The organism is Corynebacterium sp. UMB9976 (assembly GCF_030212265.1).
In the GTDB taxonomy this organism is placed as follows: Bacteria; Actinomycetota; Actinomycetes; order Mycobacteriales; family Mycobacteriaceae; genus Corynebacterium.
Map to the genome: position 1 here is coordinate 1 of NZ_JASODY010000016.1, position 15639 is coordinate 15639.

Sequence of the window (15639 nt, forward strand, 5' to 3'; positions counted from 1 at the left end):
ACCATTTCGCAGCAGCCGCCTGATCGGCGCAGAGCGACAGCCTACCTCTGACTGCCGCCAATCTTTGCAACAGAGCCCCCGTGATCATGGCCTCGTCCAGCCCGCCGACGCCGTGGACGATGGCGCCGTCGACCGGCACTTGCTCGCCGTTTTTGACGATGACGACGTCCCCGGGCTCAAGTTCCCACAGCTCCACGATTTCTTCGCTGGGCCCATTGGGGCCCTCGCGGAGCACGCGGGCGGTCATGGGTGCTTGATCCACAAGATCGCTGAGGGCCTTGCGGGTCTTTCTTAGGGTTGCTGTCTCGAGCGCCTTACCCAGGGCGAAGAGGAAGGTGACGGCGGCTGATTCCCAATAGTTGTCGATGAAGACCGCGCCCACGGCGGCGGTCACGACGAGCAGGTCGATGCTGATCAGCTTCACGCGCAGGGCCTGCACCGCGCTAATGGCGATGCGGTAGCCCGCGATGACGGCAGCAACCAGCATGATCCACTCGATGCCGGTGATCCAGCTGATGGCGATGGCGATGCCCGATGCCACCACTGGTCCCCAGTTTTTCACAGCGGTTTTCGCTGTGTCAGGGGTGTTTTTCTTGCTCACATCTGCCTCTTTACGGTCATGCTGGCTGTTGGCTATCCGGCGCTTAGTAAGCGCTCGGCTTGGCGTTATAACCAACGTCCGCGACGGCACCGACGAGGTCCTTGACGCTCAACGCGTCGGCGTCGTAATCGATGATGATTCGGCCGGAACTGAACTTCACCTCGGCGCTGTCCACACCGGACATGCCGTTGAGTTTTGTCTCGATCTTGTTGACGCAGCTCGGGCAAGAGAATTCGTCGGAGCGGAGGACGATGTTCTTCAGGTTTGCGTTGGACATTGGGGTCTCCTTTTCCCTCGTGTGTGGTTTGTTTCCCCGTTCGTGGGGCTGTGCAAGGGGCTTGATTGCCTGGATGCTTCCTGGTGGTTGCTGTTGTTTCCTTGCTCCAACTCTCAAGTTATGGGGCCTTGCCACGGGCTTCCTTGACGCAGATCAAGTTGAGCGGAATTGGTGCTCGACCGGGGCAAACGCGGGCTTGCGGGTTAGGATCGGGAGCATGCCTTCACACTGCTCTGAGCCACACGTCTGCCCACCCGAGTTGCGGGATCGCGTGATGCAGCACTCCCCTCTCACCAGTAGTTTGGACGCCGCTGGGCGTACGGCATTCGATTCTCAGGTGGTCGCCCACGCGTGGGCCGAAGGCGAGCCACTGTACACGCAGGGTGAGCCCCTACGGGGGCTATATATGGTGATGTCCGGGGTGGTGCGGCTGACCCAAGCCACGGATCAGGGCCACGAGCTGACCGTGGATCTGTGCGGAGAGGGCGACGTGCTGGGCGCGATGATGCCAGGCGAGGTGCAGGCCACCGTGACGGCGTGGGCGACCACGACCGTGTGCTGCTTGTTCTTGCCGGCAGAGAAGCTGACACGCATGGTGGGCGCACATCCGCAGGTTGGGGCGGCGATGCTGCACCTGCAGCAACGCACGCTGCAGGAGGCGCAGACCCGTAAAGTGCACAATGCCACGGCTCGGGTGCGCAGCCGGGTGCTGGAGACGCTGGACTACCTGGACGGGAAGTTCGGGCGGAGCCTAAGCGACGGCGGCCGGATCCTCGAGGCTCCTATCCGACGGGAAGACATCGCGGGGATTGCGGGCACCACACTGGAGTCCACCTCGAGGGAGATGTCCACGCTGATCAAGGCCGGGGTTGTAGCCCCGGGGCGACAGCGGATTGAACTACTCAAGCCCCTGCCAGAAAAGTAATGGCTGGGTTTGGTCGCGCAGGTCGGCGTCCTAACAAAGAGTCCACCACGGAGACGGGAACGAGCCAGCTCGCACCCCCGCTAGTTGCGGAAGATTACGAAGCGCTGGATCAGGAAGTTCAACACCGTGGCGGTCCCCTGCGCGATCACGAAGGAGATTAGGCGCACGACCAGAGGCGAAAAAGTCGTGTGGCTCTCCAGCAGAGGGATTAACAACGGTTTATACAGGCCGACCTGCACCACAAAGGTCAGCGCATAGGTGGCCATCGTGATCACGAAGCGCTTGGTCGATGGCGCGGCGTTGAACGTCCAGCGCCGGTTAATCATGTACGCCGTGAGAGTCCCCAGGACGAAGCCAATAGCCTTCGAGCCGCTATCAGTCATCCCAACGACAAAGCGCAGGAATAGCGTCGAGCCGAGATCCACGATCGCGGACAGCCCGCCGGTCAGGATGAAGCGGAAGATCTGCTGGTTCAGGCCGATATTGTCCTTCACGACGACGTCGCCCGCCCCAGCCTCAGCGCCCGCCTCGCTGTTTGCCGACGCCCCGGCCCCCGCCGAGCCGTTCGCCGCTCCGCCCGCACCGCGCGCGTCGCTGGTCACGGGCTGTTCTGGGCGCTTGCTGGTCACTTGGGCTCCTCGGTTTCGATCTTCGGGACGACGTCGGCGGCTTGGCCTTCCGAATCACTCGACCCCTTCGGCCCCTTGTTGCGGAACGTCCAGAGTTTGTTGAAGAGGAAGTTCGCGGGAACCGCCACGATCACGCCGATGAAGTTACCCCAGTAGGAGCGGGTGCGCAGGCCCGTAGAGTTGTCGAAGATGTGCTCCGGCAGCCCGATCGGCGAGTTCGTGTGCACCACCAGCGTGGACACCGCCAGCGTAATCAGCAGCCCGAATACGCCCACCGCCATGAACTGCGGCAGCTGGATCCACCAGGGCTGCTTATGGTGGCCCTTGAAGGTCCAGTAGCGGTTGAGCACGAAGTTCCACACGTTCGCGACGAGGAAAGCCAGCACCGAAAACAGGTGGTACCAGCGCATATTCCACTGCGTGTTCAGCAGCTGGAAGAGCACTTCGAGGTCGTCGATGCCAAAGCCCTGATCGAAGAGCTTCTTCGACAGCACAAAGACTGCCTGGTTGACCACGAAGCCACTGGCACCAACGAGGCCGAAGCGCAGAAACTGCCGCGCGATGGCCTTGGAGCGAGCCAAACGCCCTGCGGGCGTGGGCTTCGCAGCGGTACGCGGCTGCGGCTGGGTGTGGTCGTTGGGAGTCTCTGGCACGCAGGTTAGATTACGCGGATTTCCTGCCGGATTGTTACTCCCCCGCCGCCCGCTCGGGCGTTATCTTGGCCACTCCCTCGCTGGCCAGCGCGCCATTATAACGACCGCATTCCCATTTTTTACGACGTCGCCCCAGCAGCTCCGCGGTCATGTCACGGTTCACGACCGTGCGGTCCCACTGCGCGCATCTGCCGGCGCGGGGCCAGACCCTGCTCCCGGAGCCCACGCTGACCGTCGCCTCCGTTTAGCCCCACAGGCGGATCGGCACCCAGCGGGGCTGGTCGGGTTCGTTCTTCAGCCGGCGCTTACGCACGGCCTCGAAGGCAGCCCAATCCCGGTTCCAGGTCCTCACCCCGCGCGCCAACGCGAGCACGCTGGTCACGGCTTTTTCCGCGTCTGCGTCCAGGCCCTGTGGCGGGTGTCCCTCCACCGGTTCGATGGGTCGGACCTCTCCCCAGCCCGTGGACTTCTTGCCATTGGACTCCTCGAACTCGGCCTTAGCCTGCTCGACTGCGGCCTCGGCCGCTTCCTGGCTAGCAGCAACGTCCACGAGGTGGAGCTCGCCTTCCGCCAGGCCGCCGTAGGTGATGTCCCCTTCTGAGTCCTCGGTTAGGAAGACCGGGTGCACGAGCAGCAGCCGCGCCACCGCGGCCGGATCATCGCGCCCCTCAATCCACTCGGCCTCCCCCGCGAAGCCCTGCACCCCGTCGGGCCCCAGCAGCCAGGCACCGGAGAAGTCGCCGCGCGTCAGCTCCGGGTCGGTTTCGACCTGCCAGATCGCGGTCGTCTCCCCCACCCGGCAGGCGACCAGCACCGGCGGGTAGTACGTGATCGGCCCGGGGGTATCCTCCGGCCGGTCGGAGGGCGCGACCGCCAAGGTTGGGGTGGGTGTCAACGCCACCCCGCCCGAGGTCTCGGTACTGGACGTCTCGGTGCTCGAAGTCTCGGCATCCGAGATGTCGGCGCTGGCCTTCTGTGCTTCACTCGCTGGGCTCATGACCTCGATCTTAGCGACCGCCCCAGACACGCCCCGCCAGCCGATCCCCACAGCCTTCGCTCACCCCAGCGCGGACGCCCCGCCCGCACGCGGGCTGAACCGCGCACCGCGCGCCGCCGGTCACCTCGCTGGTCGCTGCCCGGTCGCCTCGCTAGTCACCGCGCCGGTCACCTCGCCCGGCGACTAACCGCGTACCGCCCGTTCCTGGGTCTTCCGGTCTGCCACCACCGCGAGTGCACCAATCACCCCGGAGATCACGCCCCACGCGGCATTGGGGTACTCCACACCCCGCGATTCCAGCGCCTTCACGCCAGCCCGCTGGATCGCGCGATCGATGCGCACCCCCACCGTCACGGCAAGCACGAGCACCGCCGCCGCCCCAGGAAGCACCGCATAAGGCGGCAGGCTGAATACCCGGTCCCACCACTTCGGATCGTTCGGCGGCCAGATCTCCTCTGAGGCCTCCCCGTCCTCGTCAACCGCACCGTCACCAACGGCACCGTCATCGACCGCACCGTCGGGAAGGACGTCGTCGTTGAAGGCGTCCCCATCGACGGCGACGTCCTCCCCCGCAGCCAGGTCGGCGACGTCACCGTCCTGGGGTACAAACCCCTGCTGGCGGGCGCGGGCGTCGTCGAGAAGCTTGCGCAACTCGGCGGTCTGCCTGCTCGCCTGCGAGAACTCCTCCTTCGCGAATTCCATTGTTTCGACGGTGGAACGCAGCACATAGGGGGCGACCCCGGTGACCAGTGCAGCACCCCGGAGCCAGCCGCGGCTCCGGCCGGCAGGCAGGAAGTCCTTGATTCCATAGAACGCAGCCGTTCCTGCGGCAGCGGCCAGAGCTTCAAACGCGAGTGGTGGTTTCTTCATGCTCAGCATTTTACCCCGGCAGGCAGACACCCCTTGGATGGACCGCAGCAGCTGGTGGGGCATGTCCTCAGCAGCTAGCGAGGCATGTCCGCAGCCCCGGCTAGAATCCCTAGGCATGGCAGGACTCTTCGAAAAAATCAGCACAGGACTCTCCAATATCGTCAGTAAGCAGCCGAAAGAGCAGAAGGAGCCACCGCTGCGGGTCGGCGGCGTCGGGGAGGAAACAACCTATGAGGCCGCGGAGCGCACGCAGCTGCCGTTGAACTCGTGGATGACGCGAATGATGGCCCAGGAGCTGCCGATCATGGACTCGGTGAGCCGCCAGCGGGTGCGCGACATCCTGCGCGACTACGACGGCCCGGAGATCACCAGCGTCGAGGAACTCCCGGAGGAGATCCGCAAGATCATGGACCTGTACTAGCGAACCAGCCTGTTCCAGTGGGCCACGGCGGTCCTGAACTGTACGGGGCGAATAAGCTGGACCTTCACACACGCAGACATGCTCCCAAAGCGCAGATATACTGCTAATTAGCTACTTTTCGCCCGGCTACCGTGCCCTGTGTGTAGCAATGCGCCAGCCTGCCTCTCGCCCTCCGCGGGCCCGGTGCTGGCTTGCACCGGGTGCGTCGCTGGTTCACATCCGGCGCAACGCCAGGGCGCTCCGATTGAACAACGAAGGATTCTTATGCGTTTTGCACTCGACGTTGTGGCCACGGCCGTCGCGCTGTGGCTGGTCACCCTGGTTATTCCTGGCGTTTCCGTGATGGGCGGCGTGGGCGCCTTCATCTGGGCCGCGCTGGTGTTCATGTTCGTTAACGCCTTCATCGCCCCGGTCGTGCGGCTGCTCAGCCTGCCGCTGCGCATCCTCACGCTGGGGCTGTTCTCGCTGATCGTGAACGCGCTGCTGTTCTCGCTGGTCGGCTGGATCTCCAGCGGCATCGGCAACGGCCTGGTGGTCAGTGGCTTCTGGGCGGCGTTCTTCGGCGCGATCTTCATGGCCATCGCCACCTGGATCGTGGAGGGCACGCTCAAGGCGATTGGCCTGCGCTCCGCCCTCTAACCTCGCCCGCGGCTCTGACGGGACAACTCGCACCCCATCCGGCGCGCCACCTCTCCCGTCATCTCACCCTTGATGCGACCAGGCGCGGCCCCGCGCATCCCCCGACGCGTGAACCCGCCCACCCGCGCGCTATCCGCGCGTTGTAGTGAGATACGCGACATCAAGGATTTGTACTAGCGAACCGACTGTTTTAGCAGGCTATTCGCAGCCTGCAGCGCTACGCTTGAAAGCCATGAGCATCCATACAACTACAAAGACCCTGACCGGTTGGGGCCGCACTCAGGCCACCACGGCAGAGGTGCTGTCCACGCCAGATGTGGAGACCATCGCGAAGGCCGTGGCCCAGGTCGCGGACGATAATGCGGATAAGCCCAGCCACCTGAAGCGCGGCGTCATCGCCCGCGGCATGGGCCGCAGCTACGGCGACCCGACCAACAACGCCGGCGGTCTCGTCATCGATATGCGGGAGCTCAACAAGATCCACGACATCGACCCGGACACGGCGATCGTGGACGTTGACGCCGGGGTGACGCTCGACCAGCTGATGAAGGCCGCCCTGCCCTACGGCCTGTGGGTCCCCGTCCTGCCGGGCACCCGCCAGGTCACCATCGGTGGTGCGATCGGGCCGGATATTCACGGCAAGAACCACCACTCCGCGGGTTCCTTCGGCAACCACGTCCTGTCCATGGAGCTGCTCGTCGCCGACGGCCGTGTCCTGCACCTGGAGCCGGAGGGCACCCCGGATGACCCGAAGGGTGAGCTGTTCTGGGCCACCGTCGGAGGCATGGGCCTGACCGGCATCATCCTGCGCGCCCGCATCGAGATGACGCGCACGGAGACCGCCTACTTCATCGCGGATGGCGACCTGACCCACTCTCTCGACGAGACCATCGAGTTCCACTCCGATGGTTCCGAGCGCAACTACACGTATTCTTCCGCCTGGTTCGACGCGATTTCGGGTGGCTCCAAGCTGGGGCGTGCGGCGATCTCCCGTGGCTCGCTGGCAACGCTGGACCAGCTCAAGGAGCTGTCGCCGAAGTTGGCGAAGGACCCGTTGAAGTTCAACGCCCCGCAGCTGATGACCGTTCCGGATATCTTCCCGAACTTCACGATGAACAAGCTGTCCATGATCGCCATCGGCGAGCTGTGGTGGCTGAAGTCCGGCGAGTACCGCAACCAAGTGCAGAACCTGACGCAGTTCTACCAGCCGCTGGATCTCATCGGCGAGTGGAACCGCGGCTACGGTTCCAAGGGCTTCCTGCAGTACCAGTTCGTCGTCCCGACGGAGGCAGTGGAGCCGTTCAAGCAGATCATCAAGGATATCCAGGCCTCCGGCCACTACTCCGCGCTGAACGTCTTCAAGCTCTTCGGTGAGGGCAACCGCGCACCGCTGAGCTACCCGATGCCGGGTTGGAACGTCTGTGTGGACTTCCCGATTAAGCCTGGCCTCGGCAAATTCCTGGACGACCTGGATCGCCGCGTCATGGAGTTCGGCGGCCGCCTGTACCTGGCGAAGGAGTCCCGCACCTCCGCGGAGAACTTCCACAAGATGTACCCAGGTCTGCCTGGCTGGCTAAAGACCCGCCACAACATCGACCCGACGGGCGTATTCGCATCCGATATGTCCCGCCGCCTCGAGCTGCACTAAACACCGACGAGCCTTTTAAAGGAGTTTTTCATGATTGATGCTGTTGGAAAGCCACAGTCCATCCTGCTGCTCGGCGGTGCGTCCGACATGGGCTTGGCCGTGGTGGAGGAGTTCCTCTCCCGCGGCCCGGCGCGCGTGGTTCTGGCTGCCCGCGAGGGCGAGAGCCTGGACGACGCCACCCGCCGTTGCCAGGCCGCCGGTGCGTCCGAGGTGGAGACCCTGGCGTTTGATGCGGTGGATTTCGATTCCCACCCGGCGGTGATCGACAAGGCCTTTGCCGCCGGCGATATCGATATCGCGATCGTCGCGTTCGGCATCCTGGGCGATAACGAGAAGCAGTGGCAGGACCAGAAGCTCGCCGTGCAGGCAGCCCAGGTGAACTTCACCGGCGCGGTGTCCGTCGGTGTGCTGCTGGGCCAGAAGATGAAGGAGCAGGGCCACGGCCAGATCGTCGCCTTCTCCACCGTCGCGGGTGAGATGGTGCGCCGGTCGAACTTCGTGTACGGCTCCACGAAGGCCGGCACGGACGGCTTCTACCGCCTGCTCGGCGAGGCGCTGCGCGGCACTGGTGTGCGCGTGCTGACCGTCCGTCCGGGCCAAGTCCGCACGAATATGACGAAGGATTTGGACGACGCCCCGCTGACCGTCGATAAGACCGACGCGGCGAAGGCGATCGCGAAGGCGGTGGACGATAAGAAGACGATCGTCTGGGTCCACCCGCTGTTCCGCCCGATCATGCTGGTGCTGAAGCACCTGCCGATGTGGGTGCTGCGGAAGCTGCCGATCTAACAGGATTGGCGTAGGAGCTCCGCGAAGAGCGAAACGGGCCAGCACGGTAAGCGTGCTGGTCCGTTTGTGTTTCCTAGCTACAGTGATGGTCTACTGCGGTAACGGCCGGTGCTGGGGTCACTGGCAGCTCAATGCTGCACCGGGACAACTAGCAGTTCGACGCTGCGCGGAAGCCCCTAACGAGGACGGTGCCCCGGCTGGGCGTCCTGGCCCTCGTCCTTCGGGAGGTCGCGGTGAGCGAGGACGTGGCCGACAGCGTGCGGGATCGGGCTGATGAACTGGTAGGTCTTCGTGTGCTGGCGGGTGCCCATCGCGATGCGCGGGGCCTCGCCGACGACCTGCATCGGGTTCAGCCCGGCGTAACCGTTGGCAGCGGAGGCGTGGAGCATATCCTTGGCGATCGCTCGGGCGCCTGGGGTGGCGGCGTAGCGGTTACAGACGAAGTCGTCGATGTTGCAGATGTCGAGCACCCGGTCGCCGAGCTTGCCGTAGCCGCGCATGGCGCCGAGGATGCCCTCACCGTCGCGCAGCGTGCCGCCCTTGTGCTTGCTCTCTGGCCCGTTGTGCGGGTTGGCGATCAGCGCGGCGGTGGCGAAACGCTTGGCCGGGATCGGGCCGCGACCTGTGTTGATGTCCGCGATGATGTGGGAGGCGATGTCCGAGCCTTCGGAGAATCCGACGAGCGCGAACTTCGCATTCGGGCAGTGCGCGGCGGTCTGGGCGATGAGCTGGCGGGCCTTCGCGTAGCCCTGGCGCATGGACTGGTCGTAGCTCAGCGTGAAGAAAGGGGTTGCTCGGTAGCTGACGGTACGCTGGGCGATGCCATGTGCGCTGAGCTGGTTGGCTACCTGCCCGACGAGGAAGCCGTGCGGGACGGAGTCCGGCACGCCGTCGACGGTATTGCCGCCGCCGGGGATGGCAATGACCATGGTGCTGGTGCAGGCGCCCTGCGCGGTTGGGGTGAAGGCGAAGCCGGAGCCGACTGGGGCGGCATCCGCGCTGGCCAGCAGGCCGTTATTCGCCCCGCCCCCGATGGTGGCTGCCCCGCCGAGTGCGAGCACTCCGGTCAGTGCAGCGGCGGCCAGCTTTGCTGCGAACTTCTTCATCCCCACGGTTGTTGCGTCCTTTGGTAACTATGCCCGGATATCTACAAGTAAAACTTAATACATTATGAGCATTTTGGTTACTCGGGGCCGCCGGGCATGATAACGCCCCTCCGACCGGCGGGCTTGTCTTCAGCTGCCGGTAGAGGGGGCGGGGCCGTTAGGGGGCGGGGACCCTGGTGGGAACGTCCGTCATCGCGACGTCGTGGCTGACGACGGCGCCGACGACGTCCCTGCTCGCGGCGTTACTTGATGCGCGCGAGGTTGTGGACGTAGCCGTCGTAGGACTTGTAAGCGTAGTGGGTTCCACCGGCGAGCTGGCCGATGAGGTGGCGCTTCCCGTCGCGGCCCAGGAGGTAGAGCGGCGAACCGGAGTCACCCGGGCGGGACGGGATGAGCCCGGAGACGTCCTGGGTCTTTTCGTTGACGCGGACGATGGGGCCGCAGGTCAGGCCGGTGGTGTTGCCTTCCTTGCAGGCAATGCGCCCGACCATGCCCTGGTGGACACGCAGCGGGGCGCCGAAGGGTGCGCTCACTGCACGGCGATGGATGGCGCGGGTCGCAGCACTAGCTGGCTGGTGGACTGGGTGAACCCGGTCCAGGTGGACAACGTTGTACTGCACCTTGACGTTCGGCTTGAGGCGGAAGTAGCCGAAGTCGTTGATGAAGTGCCCACCGGGGCGCTTGTTGCCCTGGACGATGTGCCAGCCGGCGCGGACGTCGGCGGCGTCCGCAATGACCTGACCCTTGTGGCGGATCTGCGTGACATGGCCGGAAATGCAGTGACCTGCGGTGACGGCGTAGTTGGTGTGCCCCCGACGGACGACGTTGGTCACCGTGCAGGGGTTGACGGAGCCGTCGGCGCGCTGGACCCAGAAGCTGGCGCCGCCCCGGATGATGCGGGACTGGTTGAAGCTCATCCCGTCGAGCCGAGCCTCTGAGCTGCCGAGGGAACTACCCAGGGAGCTGCCGCTGGAACCGCTGGATCCGCTGGAGAGGCTGGAGCCACTAGAACCGCTGCTGGCCGCCGCAGCGATGGGCTGGCCGGTACCCAGCGTGAGGCCGGTGGCGGCCAGGATGGTGGCCGCTGCTGCTGCGAGGCGCTTCGCCGCGTTCTTCAATGACATCCCCTCGTGGATATGCTGCGCCACCCTAGGTTGAGCGGTGCAGTTGGATAGAAGCTTTCACTATACTTTCTATCGGGAAATTTGCAATAGATATTGTGCAATTCATGTGCACAGCCACAGCTTAGGCCGGGGAGCTAGGCCGCGGTAGGCGCGAATGACGCGCAGCCAGGCAGGTCAAAGATAGGCCATGAGCGCGGCACAGTTCCGTTGTCGCGCGGTAAAGATTCACCTGGGCTGGAGCATTCCTTTTTCGCCCGGCGCGTCGAGGGCGTCGAAGATGCCGACGGCGGAGCTAATCTCCGCCGTAATCGCCGCCGTCTCCGCCCTCAAACAGGAAGCTCAATCCGATGGCGAACGGCGTCATGAAAAGAATGAAGATGAATGTTTCATGCTCCCCAGCCCAGGCCTGCAGGCTATCGATAATCCCCATTGTTGCCCTCCAGTCGATTTTTCTCTTTGAGCTCCCGCGCACCAGCGAGCGCGGAGCCGGGAGATTTGCCCGACAAAACCGACAATAGCGCGCAGGTGGCGCGTGCGCGAGGGTCTTACAGCCGTACCACCGCCCAATCCCACCCGCCGATTTCGCATAACGCGCGTTACACCATAATGTGAGACAGCGCACGCTTTCACGTTTTTTAACAAGCTGGCGTTCAGAGAAAACTGGTGGAATACCCAGAAACATCGTATTCTCCCCAGAAACGGCGTGATCCGCGCCACACCCCCCGCCCCGATCGAGCAGGCCTCGCCGGGGCCCGCACTTTTCGCTCGGGAGATCCCCGCACCGGAAACAGACCCAAGGAGGAACATTGACACCCAATCAAGTCGGCCTAGCGCTCGTGCTGCTAGGCGTGATGGTCTTGCTGGGCAAGACCATGCGTATCAAGTGGGGTTGGACCCAAAAGCTGTTCCTCCCTGCCTCCATCCTCGCGGGCTTCCTCGCACTCTTCCTCGGCCCTGAGGTCTTCGGCTCCATTGCCTCGGCGCTGGGCACCGACCGTTTCGCCGAGGGCGGCATCTTCGGCGCTGAGACCCTCGCCGTGTGGAAGACCCTCCCTGGCCTGCTGATTTCCGTGGTCTTCGGTACCTTGTTCCTCGGCCAGAAGCTGCCGAAGCCGAAGGAGGTCGTGGAGCTCGCCGGCCCGCAGCTCTCCGTGGGTGTGGCCTTCGCCTCCGGCCAGTACGTCGTGGGTATCGCACTGGTGACCTTCCTGCTCGCCCCGCTGTTCGGCATCAACGAGGCCGCCGGCGCGCTCATCGAGATCGGCTTCGAGGGCGGTCACGGCACCGCGGCCGGTATGCAGTCCGTCTTCGAGGACATCGACTGGTCTGACGGCTACGACCTCGCCGTCGCCGTCGCCACCGTTGGTCTGCTCTCCGGCATCGTGATCGGCGTGGCCGTCATCAACTGGGCCATCCGCAGCGGCCGCACCGAGGTGATCACCGAGGTCAAGGACCGTTCCATCGAAGACCAGCGCGGTCTGTTCCGTCGCGACGAGCAGTACATGGCTGCGAAGATGACGACGCGTCCGTCCTCCATCGAGCCGCTCTCCCTCCACGTTGCTTTCCTCGCTGTGGCAATCGGCGTGGGTACGATCCTGCTGAAGGCCCTGCAGTGGATCGAGGAGATGCTGTGGATCGACAAGATCGAGCTGCTGAGCTACGTTCCGCTGTTCCCGATGGCCATGATCGGCGGCATTGTCGTCCAGCTCGGCCTTAACATCCTGGGCTACGAGGACCTCATCGACCAGAACATGATGCTGCGCATCCAGGGCCTGGCTCTGGACCTCCTGATCACCGCCGCCCTGGCGACGATCTCCCTGCAGGCCATCGCCGATAACTTCTGGTCCTTCCTGATCCTGTGTGTCGGCGGCATCCTGCTGAACGTCTTCCTGCTGCTGTGGCTGGTGCCGCGCTCCATCCCGGAGTACTGGCTCGAGCGTGGTGTTGGTGACTTCGGCCAGTCCATGGGTGTCACCGCAACCGGCCTGATCCTCATGCGCATCGTCGACCCGGAGGCGGAGTCCCCAGCCTTCGAGTCCTTCGGATACAAGCAGCTCGTCTTCGAACCCTTCTTCGGCGGCGGCATCATCACCGCGATCTCCATCCCGTTCATCATGGCGGTCGGACCCCTCCCAGTCTTGGGTGTCATGACGGCGCTGTTCATCTTCGCTATCGCCACCGGCCTGTTCTACTGGGGCCGCAAGTTCGGCATCGACCGGTCTAAGGCCGCTGGTGGTACCAAGGCCTCGGGCAACCACAAGGCAAACATGGAGGCCAAGCAGGCCGCCGCTGCTGCCCAGCAGCACAAGAACTAAGCCACCACAGTTCGCCAATAGCTCAAGCCGGGTGCTCGGCGCGGAAACCCCGCGCAGCACCCGGCTTTTGCGTTGCCCCCCCCTCCAGGCCCCGCCCCGGCCCTGCTCGTCCTGCTCTGCTTGCCCTATGTGGCCAGCCCCAGCTCTGCTCCTCCCCGTGGGCCACCACCCCCGGCCCAGCTTGAGCTACGCGAGCTGCCAGCCCCGGCTCTGCTCCTCCCACGTGGGCCACCGGCCCCCCTGCACAGCGTGCGCTACCTACCCCCTGGGCTGCCCCGTCTAGTTGTCGTTCTGCGCCTTCTTCGCCTTCATCGGCTTCTTCGCATCCAGAGGCACGAACACGGTGAAGAGCACAATCACCAGCGAGAAGACCGCGCCCACCAGGAAGGCCAGGTTCAGGCCGGAGGCCAGGCCACCGACCTCGTCACCTGGGGTACTATTCATCGCACGCTGGGTACCGAAAGTCATGATCGCGATGAAGATCGCGGTGCCGCCGGCAGCAGCCACCTGCTGGAAGGTATTGAGGATCGCCTGCCCGTGGGAGGCCAGGGCGTCCGGCACCGCGGCCAGCGCGTTACTCATCAGCGGGGTCATCAGCAACGCGATACCGATGTGCAGCACCACCGCGACCCCCGTCAGCGCCCAGAAAGAGGAGTCCCGACCCAACACCACCAGGCCCAGCATCGCGGCGCTCATCAGGATGGACCCAGGGATGGTCAACACGCGCGTACCCCGGGCGTCGTAGACCCGGCCCACGAACGGCCCCATCACGCCCATCGCCAAACCACCGGGCAGGATCGCCAGGCCCGACTGACTCTCCGAGAGCCCCATCACCTGCTGGGCGAACATCGGCATCAGGATGATGAAGCCGAAAAGCATGCTGAACGTGAGCAACATCAGGGCCAAGGAGAGCCGGTAGTTCCGCTCCCCCAGCGGGGCCAGGTCCAACAGTGGCTCGCGCACTCGCTTGCCCGCACCCTGCTCTTCCGCAGCGGCCGACTTCCCGGCGCGAGCCTCGCGGGCCAAGGCCCGTTGACGTCCGAAAAAGACCCCGAGAACCACAATGCCACCGACCATCACCGCAACGCGGGCCACCGGAATCCCATCGGCCAGGTCAGACAGGCCAGCCATGCCGTACAGCGTGGCAGCGAAACCCACCGCAGAGAGGAACACCGAGGGCACGTCCAGGTACGGGCGAGTCGGCTCCTCGAAGTTACGAACCAGCAGCAGGCCCACCACCAGGGCTAGCACCACCAGCGGCAGCATCAGGATGAAGATCCAACGCCAGCCCAAAGAGTGCAGCACCAAACCAGAAAATGTCGGGCCCAGCGCCGGGGCCACCGCGATGACCACAGAGACCAGGCCGAAGACCCCGCCGCGGCGCTCCAGCGGAACGAGCCGCATGATCGTCGTCATGAGCAGCGGAATCACCAGCGCGGTGCCGGAAGCCTGAATGATGCGGGCGCCGAGCAGCACCGGGAAGACCGGCGCCACAGCGGCGAGCACCGTGCCCGCGAGGAAGAGCAGCATCGCCGCGGCGTAGACCTGCCGCAGGCTGAAACGCTGCATGATGTAGCCGGTCATCGGGATCACCACGGCCATCGTCAGCATGAAGCTGGTGACCAGCCACTGCGCGACATCCGCAGTGATCTCGAAGTAGCCCATCAGCACCGGCAACGCGACCGAGAGGGTGGTCTCGTTGAGGATGACCACGAAGGCTGCGGCGACAAGCACGCCGATCAGGAGCTTCGCGTTGGGTGCGGGTGTGTCGGCGGTGTGTGTGCCGCTGTTATCGCTGCCGGTAGTTATGGCTTTCCCCTATTGTTCGAGTTCTTTATTTTTCTCCATGTCAGCGCGAATCTCCGCGAGTCGGGAGCTGGCCTTGACGTCGCGGCCAGCCTCGGCGATCTCGGTCATGCGGTCCTGAACCGAGCCCTCGACGAGCTCCTGGGCACCCAATGCATTCGCGTAACGGGATTCGATCTTATCCCTCACCTTGTCCAGGGTCGGGACGGCCTCGTCCGGGGCGAGGGCGGCGTCGTTCATGGAGGCCATCGACTTATTCGCGGTCTCCTGCATCTTCGCCTGATCGGCCTGCGCACGCAGCTGGTTAATCTGGTTCAGCTGGTCCTGCAGGCGGGTTTCGGACTCCTGCTGCTGACGCTGTGCTTCCTCCGCGCTCCGGGACGCCGCCGCGTGCAGCTCCTTGGTCTCTTCCAGCTGCTGCTCAACGGTGACGAGGTTGGAGGCGAAGAGTTCCGCGGTCTGGTTCAGCTCCGTGGCGCGGTTGGCGTCGCCCTCGGACTGGGCCTGGTCGGCCTGCTGGAGTGCGACGCGGGTCTTTTCCTGCAGCTCGGTCGCGTCCTTCTGGAGGCGGTTGAGCTTCATCTCCAGCTGGTTACGGTTACCGATGACGCTGGCTGCGTGCTCGGTGATCTTCGCGTGCTGCTGGCGGGCGGCCTCTTCGGCCTGACGGATCTGCACCTTGGGGTCTGCGTTCTCCTCGATCTTCGTGTCGAAGGAGGCCATCAGGTACTTCCAGCCCTTGGAAAATGGGTTAGCCATAAGTATCGCTCCTCTAGTAGGTCGTGCGCCCCAGAGTAGACACGAATGGCTCACCGTGACCGCGCGGCGGCCAAGAAAAG

General features: G+C 64.5%; 18 protein-coding genes. 7 read left to right on the forward strand and 11 right to left on the reverse strand.

Annotation, left to right across the window (positions count from 1 at the left end):
- Positions 1-487 (reverse strand): P-type ATPase (locus tag QP140_RS07670; RefSeq protein ID WP_442875026.1); only part of this gene is annotated, 487 nt, incomplete at its 3' end.
- 157 nt (positions 488-644) lie between these two features.
- Positions 645-878 (reverse strand): heavy-metal-associated domain-containing protein, encoded by a 234-nt coding sequence (locus QP140_RS07675; protein ID WP_070757847.1) that lies wholly within the window; start codon positions 876-878, stop codon positions 645-647.
- A 274-nt stretch (positions 879-1152) separates the two neighbouring features.
- Here QP140_RS07675 and QP140_RS07680 point away from each other — a divergent pair, with 274 nt between their 5' ends.
- Complete coding sequence (locus QP140_RS07680; RefSeq protein WP_070757849.1) at positions 1153-1803, forward strand: Crp/Fnr family transcriptional regulator; 651 nt, start codon at positions 1153-1155, stop codon at positions 1801-1803.
- Positions 1804-1883: 80 nt separating this feature from the next.
- Here the strand turns inward: QP140_RS07680 and QP140_RS07685 are convergent, their stop codons facing one another.
- From QP140_RS07685 to QP140_RS07695, 3 genes are all read right to left on the reverse strand, one after another.
- Positions 1884-2432: a GtrA family protein gene (locus tag QP140_RS07685; protein WP_083317294.1), complete on the reverse strand. Its 549-nt coding sequence runs from the start codon at positions 2430-2432 to the stop codon at positions 1884-1886.
- Entirely contained in the window at positions 2429-3085 is a 657-nt protein-coding gene (locus QP140_RS07690; RefSeq protein WP_148792231.1) for a GtrA family protein, read from the reverse strand. The genes QP140_RS07685 and QP140_RS07690 overlap by 4 nt, the downstream gene beginning before the upstream one ends.
- 244 nt (positions 3086-3329) lie before the next feature.
- Positions 3330-4082 (reverse strand): hypothetical protein, encoded by a 753-nt coding sequence (locus QP140_RS07695; protein ID WP_262368230.1) that lies wholly within the window; start codon positions 4080-4082, stop codon positions 3330-3332.
- On the opposite strand from QP140_RS07695, the gene QP140_RS07700 reads away from it, so the two are divergent.
- Entirely contained in the window at positions 4081-4269 is a 189-nt protein-coding gene (locus tag QP140_RS07700; RefSeq protein WP_284758980.1) for a hypothetical protein, read from the forward strand. The two genes, QP140_RS07695 and QP140_RS07700, sit on opposite strands and share 2 nt — an antisense overlap.
- On the opposite strand, the gene QP140_RS07705 is transcribed toward QP140_RS07700, so the two are convergent.
- On the reverse strand, positions 4266-4952 hold the full coding sequence (locus QP140_RS07705) for a hypothetical protein (protein WP_284758981.1): 687 nt from the start codon (positions 4950-4952) through the stop codon (positions 4266-4268). The two genes, QP140_RS07700 and QP140_RS07705, sit on opposite strands and share 4 nt — an antisense overlap.
- Before the next feature lie 115 nt (positions 4953-5067).
- Between QP140_RS07705 and QP140_RS07710 the strand changes: the two genes are divergently transcribed.
- From QP140_RS07710 to QP140_RS07725, 4 genes are all read left to right on the forward strand, one after another.
- Positions 5068-5373: a hypothetical protein gene (locus QP140_RS07710; RefSeq protein ID WP_284758983.1), complete on the forward strand. Its 306-nt coding sequence runs from the start codon at positions 5068-5070 to the stop codon at positions 5371-5373.
- A 264-nt stretch (positions 5374-5637) separates the two neighbouring features.
- Positions 5638-6012, forward strand: coding sequence for a phage holin family protein (locus QP140_RS07715; RefSeq protein WP_284758984.1), 375 nt, complete (start codon positions 5638-5640; stop codon positions 6010-6012).
- 232 nt (positions 6013-6244) lie between these two features.
- Positions 6245-7660, forward strand: a complete 1416-nt coding sequence (locus QP140_RS07720) for an FAD-binding oxidoreductase (protein WP_284758985.1) — start codon at positions 6245-6247, stop codon at positions 7658-7660.
- A 30-nt stretch (positions 7661-7690) separates the two neighbouring features.
- A complete protein-coding gene (locus tag QP140_RS07725) occupies positions 7691-8449 on the forward strand; it encodes a decaprenylphospho-beta-D-erythro-pentofuranosid-2-ulose 2-reductase (protein WP_070757859.1) in 759 nt (252 codons plus the stop codon).
- Positions 8450-8625: 176 nt separating this feature from the next.
- Here QP140_RS07725 and QP140_RS07730 read toward each other — a convergent pair whose 3' ends face one another.
- From QP140_RS07730 to QP140_RS07740, 3 genes are all read right to left on the reverse strand, one after another.
- Complete coding sequence (locus QP140_RS07730) at positions 8626-9555, reverse strand: cutinase family protein (protein WP_284758987.1); 930 nt, start codon at positions 9553-9555, stop codon at positions 8626-8628.
- A gap of 242 nt (positions 9556-9797) precedes the next feature.
- A complete protein-coding gene (locus tag QP140_RS07735; protein ID WP_284758989.1) occupies positions 9798-10679 on the reverse strand; it encodes a hypothetical protein in 882 nt (293 codons plus the stop codon).
- A 292-nt stretch (positions 10680-10971) separates the two neighbouring features.
- On the reverse strand, positions 10972-11361 hold the full coding sequence (locus QP140_RS07740; protein WP_284758991.1) for a hypothetical protein: 390 nt from the start codon (positions 11359-11361) through the stop codon (positions 10972-10974).
- Between the two features lie 124 nt (positions 11362-11485).
- On the opposite strand from QP140_RS07740, the gene QP140_RS07745 reads away from it, so the two are divergent.
- On the forward strand, positions 11486-12994 hold the full coding sequence (locus QP140_RS07745; protein ID WP_284758993.1) for a sodium/glutamate symporter: 1509 nt from the start codon (positions 11486-11488) through the stop codon (positions 12992-12994).
- Positions 12995-13273: 279 nt separating this feature from the next.
- On the opposite strand, the gene QP140_RS07750 is transcribed toward QP140_RS07745, so the two are convergent.
- Complete coding sequence (locus QP140_RS07750; RefSeq protein WP_284758995.1) at positions 13274-14728, reverse strand: MFS transporter; 1455 nt, start codon at positions 14726-14728, stop codon at positions 13274-13276.
- Positions 14729-14812: 84 nt separating this feature from the next.
- Positions 14813-15559: a PspA/IM30 family protein gene (locus tag QP140_RS07755; RefSeq protein WP_070761726.1), complete on the reverse strand. Its 747-nt coding sequence runs from the start codon at positions 15557-15559 to the stop codon at positions 14813-14815.
- Between the last annotated feature and the right edge of the window lie 80 nt (positions 15560-15639).

Coding starts and splice junctions, on each gene's coding strand:
- QP140_RS07675 (WP_070757847.1), bottom strand. CDS start 878: ATGTCCAACGCAAACCTGAAGAACATCGTCCTCCGCTCCGACGAATTC.
- QP140_RS07680 (WP_070757849.1), top strand. CDS start 1,153: ATGCAGCACTCCCCTCTCACCAGTAGTTTGGACGCCGCTGGGCGTACG.
- QP140_RS07700 (WP_284758980.1), top strand. CDS start 4,081: ATGACCTCGATCTTAGCGACCGCCCCAGACACGCCCCGCCAGCCGATC.
- QP140_RS07695 (WP_262368230.1), bottom strand. CDS start 4,082: ATGAGCCCAGCGAGTGAAGCACAGAAGGCCAGCGCCGACATCTCGGAT.
- QP140_RS07705 (WP_284758981.1), bottom strand. CDS start 4,952: ATGAAGAAACCACCACTCGCGTTTGAAGCTCTGGCCGCTGCCGCAGGA.
- QP140_RS07710 (WP_284758983.1), top strand. CDS start 5,068: ATGGCAGGACTCTTCGAAAAAATCAGCACAGGACTCTCCAATATCGTC.
- QP140_RS07715 (WP_284758984.1), top strand. CDS start 5,638: ATGCGTTTTGCACTCGACGTTGTGGCCACGGCCGTCGCGCTGTGGCTG.
- QP140_RS07720 (WP_284758985.1), top strand. CDS start 6,245: ATGAGCATCCATACAACTACAAAGACCCTGACCGGTTGGGGCCGCACT.
- QP140_RS07725 (WP_070757859.1), top strand. CDS start 7,691: ATGATTGATGCTGTTGGAAAGCCACAGTCCATCCTGCTGCTCGGCGGT.
- QP140_RS07730 (WP_284758987.1), bottom strand. CDS start 9,555: ATGAAGAAGTTCGCAGCAAAGCTGGCCGCCGCTGCACTGACCGGAGTG.
- QP140_RS07735 (WP_284758989.1), bottom strand. CDS start 10,679: ATGTCATTGAAGAACGCGGCGAAGCGCCTCGCAGCAGCAGCGGCCACC.
- QP140_RS07740 (WP_284758991.1), bottom strand. CDS start 11,361: ATGTTTCTGGGTATTCCACCAGTTTTCTCTGAACGCCAGCTTGTTAAA.
- QP140_RS07755 (WP_070761726.1), bottom strand. CDS start 15,559: ATGGCTAACCCATTTTCCAAGGGCTGGAAGTACCTGATGGCCTCCTTC.